Annotated in this window: 16 protein-coding genes; 13 read left to right on the forward strand and 3 right to left on the reverse strand. The window is 58.5% G+C overall.

The features are described from left to right. Nucleotides 1–25: 25 nt before the first annotated feature. Nucleotides 26–934, forward strand: a complete 909-nt coding sequence (locus tag KGA82_RS17730) for a LysR substrate-binding domain-containing protein (protein ID WP_008029879.1) — start codon at nt 26–28, stop codon at nt 932–934. Continuing rightward, nucleotides 931–1,290: an MmcQ/YjbR family DNA-binding protein gene (locus KGA82_RS17735; RefSeq protein ID WP_008043775.1), complete on the forward strand. Its 360-nt coding sequence runs from the start codon at nt 931–933 to the stop codon at nt 1,288–1,290. Before KGA82_RS17730 ends, KGA82_RS17735 begins: the two co-directional genes overlap by 4 nt. Here the strand turns inward: KGA82_RS17735 and KGA82_RS17740 are convergent. Further along, entirely contained in the window at nt 1,287–1,712 is a 426-nt protein-coding gene (locus KGA82_RS17740; RefSeq protein ID WP_223451626.1) for a DUF1294 domain-containing protein, read from the reverse strand. The genes KGA82_RS17735 and KGA82_RS17740 overlap by 4 nt on opposite strands. Next, complete coding sequence (locus tag KGA82_RS17745) at nt 1,709–2,539, reverse strand: undecaprenyl-diphosphate phosphatase (RefSeq protein ID WP_223451628.1); 831 nt, start codon at nt 2,537–2,539, stop codon at nt 1,709–1,711. Before KGA82_RS17745 ends, KGA82_RS17740 begins: the two co-directional genes overlap by 4 nt. Before the next feature lie 293 nt (nt 2,540–2,832). Between KGA82_RS17745 and KGA82_RS17750 the strand changes: the two genes are divergently transcribed. From KGA82_RS17750 to KGA82_RS17790, 9 genes are all read left to right on the forward strand, one after another. Further along, the gene (locus tag KGA82_RS17750; protein WP_008043778.1) at nt 2,833–4,467 is read left to right on the forward strand and encodes a methyl-accepting chemotaxis protein; all 1,635 of its coding nucleotides are present in this window, start codon (nt 2,833–2,835) and stop codon (nt 4,465–4,467) included. Between the two features lie 476 nt (nt 4,468–4,943). Beyond that, nucleotides 4,944–5,507 carry a nicotinamide riboside transporter PnuC gene (pnuC, locus tag KGA82_RS17755; protein ID WP_223414246.1) on the forward strand — a complete coding sequence of 188 codons (564 nt, stop codon included), beginning with the start codon at nt 4,944–4,946 and terminating at the stop codon, nt 5,505–5,507. Further along, nucleotides 5,504–6,028 (forward strand): AAA family ATPase, encoded by a 525-nt coding sequence (locus tag KGA82_RS17760; RefSeq protein WP_008029890.1) that lies wholly within the window; start codon nt 5,504–5,506, stop codon nt 6,026–6,028. The genes pnuC and KGA82_RS17760 overlap by 4 nt, the downstream gene beginning before the upstream one ends. A 357-nt stretch (nt 6,029–6,385) precedes the next feature. Further along, nucleotides 6,386–6,820: a hypothetical protein gene (locus KGA82_RS17765; protein WP_192416286.1), complete on the forward strand. Its 435-nt coding sequence runs from the start codon at nt 6,386–6,388 to the stop codon at nt 6,818–6,820. Between the two features lies 1 nt (nt 6,821). Then, nucleotides 6,822–7,394, forward strand: coding sequence for an adhesin (locus tag KGA82_RS17770; protein ID WP_192227105.1), 573 nt, complete (start codon nt 6,822–6,824; stop codon nt 7,392–7,394). A 51-nt stretch (nt 7,395–7,445) separates the two neighbouring features. Further along, nucleotides 7,446–8,756: a heme utilization protein gene (locus KGA82_RS17775; RefSeq protein WP_223451630.1), complete on the forward strand. Its 1,311-nt coding sequence runs from the start codon at nt 7,446–7,448 to the stop codon at nt 8,754–8,756. Between the two features lie 62 nt (nt 8,757–8,818). Further along, complete coding sequence (locus KGA82_RS17780; protein WP_223451632.1) at nt 8,819–9,499, forward strand: C39 family peptidase; 681 nt, start codon at nt 8,819–8,821, stop codon at nt 9,497–9,499. A 33-nt stretch (nt 9,500–9,532) separates the two neighbouring features. Then, nucleotides 9,533–10,273 carry a hypothetical protein gene (locus tag KGA82_RS17785; RefSeq protein ID WP_223451634.1) on the forward strand — a complete coding sequence of 247 codons (741 nt, stop codon included), beginning with the start codon at nt 9,533–9,535 and terminating at the stop codon, nt 10,271–10,273. A gap of 46 nt (nt 10,274–10,319) precedes the next feature. Then, nucleotides 10,320–11,600, forward strand: coding sequence for a hypothetical protein (locus tag KGA82_RS17790; RefSeq protein ID WP_223451636.1), 1,281 nt, complete (start codon nt 10,320–10,322; stop codon nt 11,598–11,600). A gap of 69 nt (nt 11,601–11,669) precedes the next feature. On the opposite strand, the gene KGA82_RS17795 is transcribed toward KGA82_RS17790, so the two are convergent. Continuing rightward, the gene (locus tag KGA82_RS17795; protein WP_223451638.1) at nt 11,670–12,995 is read right to left on the reverse strand and encodes a sigma-54 dependent transcriptional regulator; all 1,326 of its coding nucleotides are present in this window, start codon (nt 12,993–12,995) and stop codon (nt 11,670–11,672) included. Between the two features lie 343 nt (nt 12,996–13,338). Between KGA82_RS17795 and KGA82_RS17800 the strand changes: the two genes are divergently transcribed. Together KGA82_RS17800 and KGA82_RS17805 are read left to right on the forward strand one after the other, a co-directional pair. Beyond that, nucleotides 13,339–13,602, forward strand: a complete 264-nt coding sequence (locus KGA82_RS17800) for a hypothetical protein (protein WP_223451640.1) — start codon at nt 13,339–13,341, stop codon at nt 13,600–13,602. A gap of 283 nt (nt 13,603–13,885) precedes the next feature. Continuing rightward, nucleotides 13,886–15,175 carry a hypothetical protein gene (locus KGA82_RS17805; protein ID WP_223451641.1) on the forward strand — a complete coding sequence of 430 codons (1,290 nt, stop codon included), beginning with the start codon at nt 13,886–13,888 and terminating at the stop codon, nt 15,173–15,175. Nucleotides 15,176–15,249: the final 74 nt, after the last annotated feature.

Raw genomic sequence — 15,249 nt, forward strand, 5'->3', positions numbered from 1 at the left:
CTGATAGAACAATCGAGTTAACACCATGCAAGACCTCAATGACCTCTATTACTTCGCCAAAGTGGTCGAAGCCGGCGGGTTCGCGGCAGCCGGGCGTTTGCTGGGGATTCCCAAATCACGGTTGTCGCGCCGCATCGCCGAACTGGAAGAACGCCTGGGTGCGCGCCTGCTGCAACGCACCACCCGGCAACTTAAGCTAACCGCTGTGGGCGAGCGCTATTTACGCCACTGTCAGGCCATGCTGCTGGAAGCCGAGATGGCCGATGAGGCCGTGGCCAGCATGTCCAGCGAACCTCGCGGACGCTTGCGGGTGTCCGCCCCTGTCGGGCTGGCTCACGAAATGTTGCCAACGGTGATCAGTAAATTCCTCGAGAAATACCCTCATGTCCAGCTGGAGGTCATGCTGGTAAATCGCCGGGTCGATCTGGTGACCGAGGGCGTCGACGTCGCGTTGCGGGTTCGCGAACCGGGTGATGAAGACCCGCTGCTGGTGACCCGGCGCCTGCGTCAGGCGCAGATGCTGATGGTGGCCAGTCCGGGTTTTCTTCATGGACGAGCAATCAATCATCCCGAAGACCTCAAGGGCTTGCCGGTGCTCGGCGCTCTGGAAGCGGACCGCATGGTGCACATCCGCATGCTCGACCAACAGGGTAAAAGTCATGAACTCGCCCTCGAAGCGCGACTGGGCATCGATGACTTTATCGTGCGCAGGGCCTGCACCCTCGCCGGCCAGGGTTTTACCATGCTGCCGATGATGTATTGCGAGCAGGAACTGGAAAGCGGCGCGCTGGTGCAGTTACTGCCCGACTGGTCTTTGCCTGGCGGCTGGCTGCAAGCGGTCTACCCTCATCGGCGCGGGGTGATGCCGGCCGTTCGCGCCTGGCTCGACCATTTGATCGAATCATTCAATGCCTGTGGGGACCGACTGATATGAAGGCTGGGCGTATGAGCGAAGAGGATGTCGCGCAATTCTGTCTCGCGCTGCCGGGGGCGCGGGAAGATTACAAGTGGGGTGGCGTGCGGGTGTTTTCGATTGCCGGAAACAAGATGTTCGCCCTGCAGAACCTGCGGGGCGACTCTTTGGCGTTCAAGGTCGACAAGGACTTGTTTCTGGGGCATTGCGACCGCCCGGGCATTCATCCGGCGCCGTATCTGGCCCGGGCCCAGTGGATCATCATGCAAACGCCCTACCCGCTGGGCAGCGAAGAACTGCAAGGGCTGCTGCAACGTTCCCATCAACTGGTGGTGAGCAAACTGCCCAAACGCACGCAGGTCGGGCTGCTGCTTTAAAGCAGCGCCAGATTGGCGTCCAGGAACAGTTGATCGATCCAGAACACCTGATGCAGCAGCACGATCACCCAGAACAGCAACTGAAACGACACTTTGCGGGTCTTGTGCCGAAACACCTGCTGGGCCAGCAACGCGCCCGGCCAGCCGCCGGCGAGTTCCACCGCATGCAACACGTTTTCCGGCGTGCGCCAGCTATCAGTGCGGGCCTTGCGCTTGTCGCTCCAATAAAGGAAGAACGCCAGCACGCTGACGATGCCATAGGCCGCCAGGGGAATCAGCGAAACCCCTCGCAGCCAGAACGACATCGAGCCGAACAACGGCAGCGCACACACCATCGCGAACACCAGCAGTTTCAGCCGTGGGTTCTGGATTCCGCCCCCGGACTGGCGCCCGGGATTGTTGCGTGCGCGGGTGTCATTCATGGCTTGACCGAGGTCCAGTCAACCCAGCCAAACTGCCAGGTAGCGAGAATGAGCAGGCCAAATGCAATGCGGTACCAGGCGAACACCGCGTAGCTGTGGCTGGCGATGAATATGAGCAAGCCCCGGACGGCAATCATTGCGAAAATGAACGCGGTGACAAAACCGATGGCGAACACCGGAAAATCGGCCGGGACGAACAGGTCGCGGTATTTGTAGCCCGAGTACACCGCCGCACCGACCATGGTCGGCATCGCCAGGAAAAACGAAAACTCGGTGGCCGTCTTGCGCGACAGCCCGAACAGCAAACCACCAATGATTGTCGCACCTGAACGCGAAGTGCCGGGGATCATCGCCAGGCACTGGGCGAAGCCGACTTTCAAGGCATCCTTCCAGGTGATCTCGTCGACGGTTTCAGCATGCACTTCATGCTGACGCTGCTCCGCCCACAACATCACAATGCCGCCCACGACCAATGCGGTGGCGACGGTGATCGGGTTGAACAGGTAATGGTGGATCAGGTCGGCGAAAATCACCCCCAGGACCACGGCCGGCATGAAGGCAATCAGCAGGTTGGCAGTAAAGCGTCGGGCGCCGGGTTGCGTCGGCAAACCGATGACGACATCGAAAATCTTGCGGCGAAATTCCCACACCACCGCGAGGATCGCACCAAGCTGAATAATGATGTTGAACGCCATCGCCCGCTCGCCACCGAAATTGAGCAAGTCGGCCACGATGATCTGGTGTCCGGTACTGGAAATGGGCAAAAACTCCGTCAGCCCTTCTACAACGCCAAGTATCAATGCCTGAAAGGCGGTCCAAAGATCCATCAATCCCCCAAGAAGCGATGCGCCACCGCATGCCCCGTTAATATTTTTCAAAACATTGACTGCGATCAGCGCAGCTGCAGCCAGACGCGCACAGAATCCAGACGAAACCGTAAAAATTCCGTGAAAAATCAACTTGGATTCAGGTTTTTCCGTGCGGGGCCGAAATCCTATCAGACAAGGCTGAATAACGCTGCCACGTTATTGGACTTGGGTCGGATATGCCCGATCGGCAAAATGTGGTTGGATGCTGGCGGTCGTTTATTACAAGAAAAAGAAACAGGAGTGACAGCGTTATGAACAGCTTGCGCAATATGTCGATCAGCCGGCGTTTGTGGTTGATTTTGATCGTGGCCGTCATGATGCTTTTGACGTTGGGCGTGTTGATGCTCAAGCAGATTCACGAGGACCTGTATCACGCCAAGGCGCAGAAAACCCAGCACGTCGTGCAGACGGCCAGCGGCATTCTGACCTATTACCACGGGCTCGAAACCGCCGGCACGCTGACCCGCGAAGCTGCGCAGAAACAGGCGCTGACCGCCGTTCGCGGCCTGCGCTATGACCAGAACGACTACTTCTGGATCAACGACCTGACGCCGGTGATGATCATGCACCCGGCCAACCCCAAACTCGATGGCCAGAACCTCTCGGCGATCCGCGACCCGGACGGGTTTGCGGTGTTCAATGAAATGGTCGCCCTCGCCAAGGCCAAGGGCGCCGGCCCGATCGACTATCGCTGGCCGAAACCGGGCGCCAGCGAGCCGGTCGCAAAAACCTCCTACGTCAAACTCTTCGAACCGTGGGGCTGGGTGATCGGCTCGGGCGTGTATATAGATGACATGCAAGCCGAGTTCATGGGCCAGGTCTGGAAAGCGACAGTGGTCGGGCTGGTGATCGCCGCCTTCATGGCGCTGCTGGTGATCCTGATTGCCCGCAGCATCGTCCGTCCGCTGCAGGACACCGTGAACGCCATGGCCAACATTGCCAGCGGCGAGAGCGATCTGACTCGCAGCCTCGACACCCACGGTCAGGACGAAGTCACGCAGTTGGCACACCACTTCAATGCGTTCACCGCCAAGCTACGACTGGTGATCAGCGAATTGCAGGTGTCCGCCAGCGCCCTGGGCCAGTCGTCCAGCGAACTGGGCAACGACGCCGTCCAGGCCCAGCAACGCAGCCAGCAGCAATCGCAACAGATGGAACTGGTGGCCACGGCCATCAATGAAGTGACCTATGGCGTGCAGGACGTGGCGAAGAACGCCGAGCACGCCGCCAGCGAGATGCGCGATGCCGAGTCTCAGGCGCAGCAGGGCCAGGTCAACATCGACAGCAGCCTGCAACAAATCGACAAGCTGTCTTCAACGATTGATCAGGCCGTGGAAGTCATCCGCACCCTCGCCGCCGAAAGCACTCAGATCGGCAGCGTGCTGGAAGTGATCCGTTCCATCGCCGAGCAAACCAACCTGCTGGCCCTCAACGCGGCCATCGAAGCCGCCCGTGCCGGTGAGCAGGGGCGCGGGTTTGCCGTCGTGGCCGATGAGGTGCGCCTGCTGGCCCAGCGCACGCAGAAGTCCACCGCCGAGATCCAGGCAATGATTGAACGCCTGCAAAGCCATTCCGAAGCGGCGGTAAAGGTCATCGGCGACAGCAGCCGCGCCTCGCAACTGACCATCGAGCAGGCCGGCCTCGCCGGTGCAAGCCTGAATGCCATTGGCCAGGCACTGCGCAATCTCAACGGGTTGAACGCTTCCATTGCCAGCGCCACCCTGCAACAGGCCCATGTGGTCGAAGACATCAACCAGAACGTGACCCAGGCAGCCGGTTTGTCCCACAGCACGGCGCTGGCGGCGGAACAGTCGAGCGTGGCCAGCGTCCACCTCAAGGAACTGAGTGAGCAGTTGAACGGGTTGCTCAAACAATTCCGCGTGTAGGCGCCTGGCTTGTCGGCGATAGCGCCAGTGAAATCGCCATCGCCGGCAAGCCGCGCTCCTACAGGTTTGGGGCGAACCCACTATCCCAACACCCTCGCGATCCGTAGGAGCCGGCTTGCTGGCGATGGCGCCCGTGAAATCGCCATCGCCGGCAAGCCGGCTCCTACAGGTTTCGGGTGAACCCACAAATCCCAACACCCTCGCGATCCGTAGGAGCCGGCTTGCTGGCGATAGCGCCCATGAAATCGCCATCGCCAGCAAGCCGGGCTCCTACAGGTTTCGGGTGAACCTCCTATTCCCGACACCCTTGCGATCCGTAGGAGCCAGCTTGCTGGCGATAGCGCCAGTGAAATCGCCATCGCCAGCAAGCCGGCCTCCTACAGGTCAACGAGTGCTTTCTCCCTCGCCAGCACAGCCTCATCCGCTGCAATCCGGGTACAATTCGCTCCCCTCTTCGTCTGCTCCAAGGAACCTCCATGTCCGGGCTTGAACTGTTTGCCGCCGCCCTCGGTGTCATTGCCGTCTGGTTGACGGTCAAACAGAACCCCTGGTGCTGGCCGATCGGTCTGGTCATGGTGTCGCTGTACAGTTGGGTCTTTTTTGAAGTGAAGCTGTATTCGGACATGCTGTTGCAGGTGATCTACGCCGCGTTGCAGCTCTATGGCTGGTGGCAGTGGACCCGCGCGGGGGTTGCGCGGCAAGGACGGCAGGTTAGCCAACTCAAGGGCAAATCGATCGCGACAGGCCTGGCCATCGGTGCCCTCGGCAGTCTGTTGCTCGGCGCGGCCATGGCGCACTGGACCGATGCCGCGCAGCCCTGGCTCGATGCGGCACTGACGGGGTTCAGCCTGGTGGCGCAGGTCTGGATGGCGCAAAAGCGCGTTCAATGCTGGCCTCTGTGGATCACCCTGGATGTGGTTTTCGTCGGGCTCTTCGTCTACAAGGGCATGTACTTGACCGCCGGGCTCTATGCGTTGTTTGCCGTGATCGCCGTTCAAGGCTGGCGGGAATGGCGCACCGACCCGGCATTGCGCACATGAAAGTCCTGGTACTCACCGGCCCTGAATCCAGCGGCAAGAGCTGGCTCGCGGCCGAGTTGCAAGCGCATTTCGGCGGGGTGCTGGTCGACGAATATGTCCGCTGGTTCATCGAACAAAACCCGCGTGATACTTGCCTGGCCGACATTCCGGAGATCGCCCGCGGGCAATTGCAATGGGAAGACGAAGCCCGGGCCCGGCAGCCATCGTTGCTGATTCTCGATACCCACCTGCTGAGTAACATCCTCTGGAGCCAGACCCTGTTTGGCGATTGCCCCGCGTGGATCGAGCAGGCGCTGCTGGCTCGCCAGTACGACTTGCACCTGTTGCTGTCTCCCGATCAGGTCGACTGGAAGGATGATGGCCAACGCTGCCAACCCGATTTGAGCGAGCGCCGGGCATTTTTCGACGCAACCCTGACATGGCTTGAAACCCATCAACAGCCTTTTCAAATTCTGCAGGGAAACTGGGCGGAACGGCGATTTCAGGCACTGCAAGCCGTCACCCTGCTGCTGAACCCCTGACCCGTTTTTAGGGGTTTTCACCCAGTAATTCCCCTGTTTTGGGGGCAAAAGTGTCCATACCTGTTACACCCACCCCACCCCAAACAGGCCGTTTCAGCGGTCTGCACCCTCTTCGCCCGTCAGCTGTTAAGCCCCCAATACACCTCGGCGCAAAGCATTGATCTAGAGCACTGCAACCGCTTTTGTTGGACAAAAGCGCCCGCGCCCGTCTCAGACGTGAAACAGCACCGACATCGGCCTCCCGGACAAAATTTTTAACCCGTTGAATTAAAACAAAATTCAAAAAACGGCACAGCATTCGCTCTCTCCTTCACATCGCTGACTAGGGCCAGCCCACAAAAAGAAGGAATTGCCACTGTGGGGACTTTCAATACTTTCAATAAAGGCTTTACCTGCCTCCTCCTGATCGGATGCGCATTGGGCTCAAGTGTCCAGGCTGACGACGGCATCATCATTATCAAGCGTGATGTCCAGACACGAAACGCCGTGCAAGCGCCGGTGGCTCCCGACCCTAACCCCACGACCGCCAATGCCAACCCGAGCCAACAAATCCTCAGGCAAACGAACGAGTTGAACGACGGCGACTTTGCCAACGTTGCCAGTGGTGCCGGGATCACCCGCCTCGTCACGTTAGGCAACACAAATCTGGGCGGCAACATCACCACCCAGAATCAGCTTTCCAACCTTCCCGCCGGACGTTCGGGAGGTTCGGGCAACGGTATTTCCAACCTGGTCAATTCAAGCGTCCAGCGAGGCCTGAGCGGTCTGAACGTCATTACGGGAGGCCGTTGAGATGAATCGTAAGCTGCTGATTATCGCTATGTTTTGCAGCGCATCGAGCTTTGCTCAACCCCCCGTCATCAATAATGCCGACATCAGTAATTCGGGCGCGCAGTACCAAGGTAACTTCGCGGTCAACCAGGCTGCCGGCGATCAGCAGCAACAGGCTAATGCCCGGGCCATCGCCATGGGCCATGGCGCCAGCGCGACCACGCAGATTCGCCAACGATTGCATACCGAAGTCGACCCCAGGATGGATGCTCGAGCCAGCATTCAGGGCGACTCCTTCAGCCGCGGCTATGGCGTACTGGGTGTCAACCAGAGCGCCGGTGCCAGCACTCAGCAAGCCAATGCCCTGCGGATAAGCATCAGCAATCAACCGCAAAGTATCGACGACAGCGTCCTCATGCAACAGAACGTGGCGCTGATCAAAAACTCCGATCCGACTGACTCTGCACCAGGCTATCGCCAGGTCTCTACCAGTGACCAGGCATTCACCGGTAGCCGCGGGGTGATTCAGTTGAATCAGAGCGCCGGGGTGGGAAACCGAATGGCCAACACCCTGAACGTACGGGTCGCGGATTGACCCAAACAGTTAGGAACAACACTTAACCTAAAATAAGTACGGAGAATCACCATGAAACCTTCGACGGCACTCAAGCCTCTGGTTTTCGCAATTGCTGCGGTCATGGCTGTTGCTGTACAAGCTGGGCAAAACGATCGGCGTCACGATGACCACCACAATGGCCACCATAACAACGGTCACCACACTCCTCCTCCAATGAAGATCCCTGTTTACGCGACTGCCAATGCCTACGACAAACAAAGCAGCACCAACAATCGCATCCGTAACGAAGGGACTATTAACAAGGCAGAGATGACCGACTCTGCCACAGGCGCCGACGGCAACGTCGGTATCAACGTGGCGGCAGGCGACGGCAACCAACAAGACAACGCTGCCGCCATCGCGAACGCTGGCGCCACTTCCGCTCTGGATAACTCCTTCGTGTTCGGGGTTGCCACTGCCACTGCCAGCGTCAAGCAGTACAGCAACCACAACAAGGTCGACAACTACAACACCACAGCCTCTGCCGTGATGAGCGGATCGGGCAATGGTGGCAACGGCAATATGGGGATCAACATTGCCGGTGGCGACCTGAACCAACAGAAAAACACCATGGCGATTGCCAACTCCAATTCGCCGCTGGGTAACGCAACAGCCACCGCCTCCGCCGATCAGAATGGTCCTGGTCTGGTAGTGAATAACAACGCCGATCGGAACTTCGCCCTGACGACGGTGACGCTAACCACAACCAAAAGCGGTAATTCCTCTTTCAGCCATAACTCCGAGTTGAACATTGATAAGAGCGCGTCCAGCAACTGGAGCAAGAAAGGTGCTAGCAGTTTTGACGTCAGCGGCACCAAGCACTTTGATGCAAACGGATCAAAAAGCACCGACAAGAGCTCCACCAGCCATGCTGCTGTTGACGCTGTTTTGACCGCAGATGCGAATGTTACCAAAACCGTTACTCATAATAACGGCTATGGCGATCGCACTCGCAGCAAGTCTGTCGACCTATCGGTTGACGCATCGCTTAAAGCATCTATCGATACAGAGCACTCAAAATCGACCGACTCTTCGTTCGAGAAGAAGTTCGATTCTTCGTTCTCAAAATCGTTTGACTCTTCGTTCGAGAAATCAGGCGAGAAATCGTCCGCTTCTACCAAACACGAAGAGAAGGGCTACAGCGAAAGCAATGCATGGGAATTGAGCAACACAGTTTCCTATCAAATCCTGACCCCAAATGGCTGGGCTAACCCTGTCACCAACACTGCAACCCTGAGCGGTTCGGTGAATGGCGGCAGTGGCAACCTCGGCGTCAACGTGGCTGCCGGTGTGGGTAACCAACAAAGCAACTCGTTGGCCATTTCCAACCAATCGTTCTGATGGCTGTCTCTGGAGGCCCCCTCACGGGGGCCTTTTTCAACACAACCAGAGGGCGTCCCACCATGCGCATTATCGCCTTGGTACTTTTGCTTTGTGTGTCCAGTGTGATCGAGGCTGCACAAATGCCGCTTTCCGTCCTGCCGGGCGGCGCGGTGGTGTACAAGCCGATCCAGAGCATACGCGAGCGTAAATTTGCCGACCTGGTGCAACAGAAAACCGACTTCAGTTGCGGCGCAGCTGCGCTGGCGACGATATTGCGCCAGGCCTATTGGCTGGACGTGAACGAAGAACAGATCATCGAAGGCATGCTGGCACACGCCGATCAAGACCTTGTCCGCGTTCAGGGCTTCTCCATGCTCGACATGAAGCGTTACGTGGAAAGTATCGGAATGCGGGCCCGTGGCTACCGGGTGGCGCCGGAAACGCTGAACGACATCAGGATTCCGGTCGTGGTCCTCATGGATATCCGTGGCTACAAACATTTTGTGGTCCTGCAAAAAGTCCAAAAGGGCTGGGTATACATCGGAGATCCGGTACTCGGTCATAAACGCTACCAAGTCGACGACTTTGTCAAAGGCTGGAACGGCATCATCTTTGCTGTCATTGGCCAGGGCTACGACAAAACCAACGCGCTGCTCGACCCTCCCGTGCCACTGACCGCCAGGAACCGCCTCGACACCTTCAGCCCGGTGCAAGACGCAGAGTTGTTGGACTTCGGATTCATCCGAAGCGACTTCTTCTAATAACAAGGGAGCATGACGCTCCGGGAGCATCTAATGAAGACTCCAATCTGGCTGGCCGTGGCTTGCCTGGCCGCCAGCCTGCCAACCCAGGCACAGACGTTCAAACCCATTGAACTGAGCGATCAGGAACTGGCGAACCTGCGAGGCCGCTATGTCATGCCGGGACGCGTCATCAGTTTCGGGATTGTCATGACCAGCACCTGGCAAAATGCCAACGGTCAGGTGATCGGGGCAACCTCCTCGATGCAAATTCAACAAACGACTATCAAGCCACAGTTCTATGTGTCGATGATCGACGTGAATGGCGATGGCTCGGCGGTTTCTCAGGGCACAGGGACCGTCAGCGGCGGTAACGGTTTGAACACTACCCAGGGCGTCACTCAGGTTGTGCGCGCTGCCGGCGACAACAACAGCGCTTACAACAACGTTGATCTCAACGTCAGCAGAGGTAGCCAGGCACCACAGATGGACAACCAGGGGCAAGCGTTGGCCTCGGGCTCAACCCTGAACCACACCAACGGTGCCGGCGTGATGAGTATTTCCGCTACCGGTACGGGCGTGCAGCTCAACATCATCGCCAACAACAACCAGGGCAGCACCGTGCAGCGCCTTGCCCAAGGCGGGCTGATGCAAAACGCGACGCTGCTTGGCGGTGGTAACCAGGTCAGAAACATGATGTCGATCAACGTTGTGCTGCGCGACAACCTGTCATCAACCGGTTCACTGAACGGCAACCTGGACCAACTCAAAGGAATTCGCACTCTAGGATTCTGATCTACGCTCAGTCTCATCAGATGCAGTCAGAAGGGACGGCTAACCCATGCACCGATCCATAACGCTCAGAGCTATCGTTTGTTTGAGTAGCCTGGCCCCGGCCACATTGCTGTACGCAGCACCGGACCCCCAGGTCGAAGCATTAAAACAAGAACTCATGGAGTTGAAACAGCGTTACGAAGCACAACAGAACGCGCTGATGGTACTCGAACAGCGCGTTCGCCAAGTAGAAGAAGCACCTGCGACACCGGCCCCCAAACGCCTGACCAAATCCCCTGCCGAGCCGGCCAGGGGCGGCCAGACGGTGGCTGCCGGTGCGCCGGGCACCACAGGCAGTTCATACGGCCAATCGCTCAAAGAAGATGCCGAGCCGGCGCAAAGCGTTTCCAACCTGTATGACGAAGCCAGCGGGTTCTTCGGCGGCGGCAAGTTCAGTGTCGAAACCGGCCTCACCTACACGCACTTCGATACACGCGCGCTGACGCTCAATGGTTTTCTGGCACTGGACTCGATTTTCCTCGGCAACATCAACCTCGACCGCATCAAGGCCGACAACTGGACACTGGACCTGACTGCCCGCTACAACGTGGCGCAGCGCTGGCAGTTCGACATTAACGTCCCCGTGGTTTATCGCGAGTCGACGTATTCCTCCGGTGGCGCCGGTGGCGCCGGCCCCGTGACGTCGGACGCAACCGTCACCCGCGACCCGACCATCGGCGATGTGAACGTTGGCGTTGCTTACAAGTTTCTGGATGAGTCGGTCAGTCTGCCAGACGCGGTCTTTACACTGCGTGTCAAGGCACCGACCGGCAAGGACCCTTACGGCATCAAACTGGTCGAAGACCCGAACAACGACAACCTCGCGGTCCCCGAGGACTTGCCTACCGGTAACGGCGTCTGGTCGATCACCCCGGGTATCTCGCTGGTCAAGACCTTCGACCCGGCCGTGCTGTTCGGCACCCTGGCCTACACCTACAACATGGAGGACTCTTTCAGCGACATCAGCCCTCAGGTCGGCTCCAAGGTGAAAGGAGACGTGAAACTGGGCGATTCCTGGCAAGTCGGCGCCGGCATTGCATTCGCCTTGAACGAGAAGATGAGTATGTCGTTCTCGTTCACCGACCAGTTCGCCCGCAAAAGCAAAATCAAGCCCGACGGTGGCGATTGGCAATCAATTTCCAACAGCGATTACAACGCGGCCAACTTCAACATCGGCATGACCATGGCAGCCACCGACAACCTGACGATCGTCCCCAACCTGGCCATTGGCCTGACCGACGACGCGCCAGACTTTTCCTTCAGCCTGAAATTCCCGTACTACTTCTAACCGCTACACCTGAATGAAAAAGGCCCGCTGCGAGGTTCATCGCAGCGGGCCTTTTCGTTTCGCCCCGCCCTAACGGATCTGGTGCTTGTGCAGCAGTCGGTAGAAGGTTGGCCGCGACACGCCCAGCACTCGGGCGGCGACACTCAGGTTGTCGCTGTGGCGGTTCAATACATCGCACAACGCCTGGCGTTCGGCGCGGGTCTTGTAGTCTTCGAGGGTGCCCATCGGCGCAGCGATTGTGTGTTGACTGATCAGCCCGAGGTCACGCGCCTCGATCTGCCGGCCCTCCGCCAGAACCAGCCCGCGACGTACACGGTTGGCCAGCTCGCGCACGTTGCCCGGCCAGTCGTGCTTGCCCATGGCGATCAGTGCGTCCTCGCTGAAACTGCGCGGACGGCGGCCGGTTTCATGGCTGTAGAAATGGGAGAAATGGTTGGCCAGCATCGACAGGTCGCCATGCCGCTCACGCAGCGGGGCGGTGACCACTTGCAGCACGTTGAGGCGGTAATACAAATCCTCACGGAAGCGTTTCTTCTCGATGGCCGCTTCAAGGTCGACGTGGGTCGCCGCCAACACCCGCACATCGACCGGAATCGGCTGGCTGCCGCCCACGCGTTCGATGTGTTTTTCCTGGAGAAAACGCAACAGGTTGGCTTGTAGCTCCAGCGGCAGGTCACCGATCTCGTCGAGAAACAGAGTGCCGCCATTGGCCGCTTCGATCCGCCCGACCTTGCGCTGATGGGCGCCGGTAAAGGCTCCTTTCTCGTGGCCAAACAACTCGGACTGGATCAGGTGTTCGGGAATTGCGCCGCAATTGATCGCGACAAAGGGTTTGCTGTGGCGCTGGGATTGCCGATGGAGGGTGCGGGCGACCAGTTCTTTACCGGTCCCGCTCTCGCCGCGAATCAACACCGGAGATTCGGTTGGCGCCAGCTTGCTCAGCAGTTTGCGCAGTTCGCGAATCGGCTTGCTGTCACCAAGCAGCTCGTGTTCGGGCTGATCGATGTGAACCGTGCCTTGACCACGCAAACGCGCCATACCGAACGCCCGACCCAGTGTCACCTGAACCCGGGAGACATCGAACGGCAAGGTGTGGAAATCGAAAAACCATTCGCAGACGAAGTCCCCGACGTTTTGCAGCCGCAGGACTTCCTGATTGAGCACGGCGATCCATTCGGTGCCGCTGCGGCTGATCAGTTCCTTGACCGCCTCGGGGTGCTCCAGATGAAAAGGCTGGAGCCGCAACAGGCCGACGTCGCAGGTTCGGTCAGCGGCATTTTCCAGCGTACAGCTATCAACATCCCAACCTACAGAACGCAGACCTGGCAGCAGGCGATGACAGTCGTCGCAAGGGTCCACTACTAACAGACGTCGTAACGCAGGCGCTTCGATCATGACTGTTCCTTGACGCCAAATTTTATGAAATTTTATTAAAAACAATCATTTGGCGGATCTGGCTGTAACACTAGCAAGAATTTGACACTGTCTTGTATCGATTGACTATAGGAAGTGCGCGCAAGCAGTTATAAGAAGCAACTTTATTAGTTACCTAACGACTCGAACCTTTCACCCAGCTTTCAAAAGCCGTCGAAACCTCGAACCGATGAAAGAAAGTTGAAAATTCTTTTAATTGTATGTGACCCACCCACCGGTTGCGGGCATCAGTACAAGTAACCAGCCGAACGGTAAGCCCAACCGACGGCACATCACTTGATTGGGCATACAGAGAGAAGACCCCATGACCGCCCCGCTCCGTATCAACGAAGCTCTTTTGATTGCCGACCGCGCGTTCAAGCCATTTCAATGCGTGGCCTGGGCCCCACAAGACGGCAACGGCGAACTCAGCCTGACCGTCATCGACCGCACCAATACCTGCATTCGCAAGCAGATCCCAAGCAGTGCCTATACCGACCCGGCACAACTGGAACATGTTCTGGAAGAAGCCCGTAAAGAGCTGAGCCAGGAAGGTTACGCGCTGCAATCGTGGTCGATGCCGCACTAATCTTTTTGCGGATTACTTATCGGTAATCCGCACCCTCCCCCATGATCGTTAGTTTGCCGGCCTTGCCAGCAGACAATACGCGCAACATTTATTTGTACCTGAACGCGGCCAAATACTTGGCAGGCTTGTCAGTGGGTCGAAAAGACACTGTTCTGGCACAAAACGACCCTCCGTCTGTTAGTTATTACAGTTGTGCAACCAATCATTCAGGGATTGAATGTTTCTACTATAAGTCGCCCCCCCCCAACTCCTGGATCAAGACGACTCGCAAGGAGATGCGTGCATGTCAACCCAGACCGCTGTGGTCCTGCCTGCGACGCTGAGCGCCGCCGGGGAGCTCGACAAAACCTTTGCCAGCGCCGGCAAAACCCAGGTGTATTTCGCCGGCAGCACGTCGAGCATGGCCACCGGCGTCGCGATTGATTCACAAGGCCGGCTGCTCGTCGCGGCCAAGGTCGGAACCCCGAGCGGCAGCCGCTTCGGTCTGGCCCGCCTGCTTGCGGATGGCTCGGCAGATCTGGCGTTCGGCAAACAAGGCAGTGTCATCAGCCAGTTCGAACCCGGCTTCGAGTCCATGGGTGGCAAAGTGCTGATCCGGCCCGACGGGTGCATTCTGTTGGCCGGCCTGCACTATGAAAATGAGCACCAGACACTGCCTGCCCTCGCCTTGTTCGATCAGCAAGGCAAACCGGTCCCCGACTTTGGCGACAACGGACGCCGTGTCGTGCGCCTGCCGGGCAATCTTTCCCGGGGCGTGCGGGATGCCTGGCTTCCCCCCGGCGTACCGGGCGCCGAAGCCTGTGATGTGTGCGTGCAGGAAGACGGCCGGATGGTCCTGCTGGCCAATCATCATTTTGAACTGGCCGATCACGTCGGCCTGCTGGTGCGACTAAACCCCGACGGTTCGCTGGACGACACCTTCAACGGTCGTGGCTTCGTCCTGGTCAGACACCTGCTGATGAACACCTGGCTCAGCAGCCTGCTGGTGCAACGCGACGGCCGGATTCTGGTGGGCGGTTCGATCAACTTCCCTGAAGAAGGCCTGCTTGCGCGTTATCTAAGCGACGGCAGCCTCGACGACCGTTTCGCCGTGGATGGCTTCATGAGTTTCCTGGCACAAGGGCGTCACGCCCAAGTCAGCCAGGTCGTCCAGCAGGCCAACGGCGACCTGCACTGTTTTGGCAGCAGCCGCGACCCGATGCATTGCATGGCCTTGAAAGTACACAGCAACGGTCGCCCGGACATCCATTGCAACGGTGGCCAGCCGCATTTGCTGGGGATCGGCCACAGTGGCTGCCAGTGGACCGCCGCCCACGCCCTTGCAGACGGGCGTGTGCTGACCGTTGGCGCGACCATCGGCGGTGTCGAAGCCGACTTCATCCTGGCCCGGCATCGTCCTGACGGACAACTCGACGAGCTGTTCGGCAAAGGCATCGGCTGGGTCCGTACCCGCCTGGGTCGCAGCCTGGATACCGCAACGTCGCTGGCCGTGCAGGACGATGGCAACATTGTCGTAGGCGGCTATTCACTGGATGGCAACTACCGGGCAATCGTCGCTCGCTATCTGGGATAGGCCTGCCGAGCTTTCCTGCGCTTGATCTTCCGTACCGCTTGCGGCAAGTTGCGCGCTTCTTAATACAAGGAGCA

It is taken from the genome of Pseudomonas sp. BF-RE-22 (assembly GCF_019956155.1).
Classification (GTDB): Bacteria; Pseudomonadota; Gammaproteobacteria; order Pseudomonadales; family Pseudomonadaceae; genus Aquipseudomonas; species Aquipseudomonas migulae.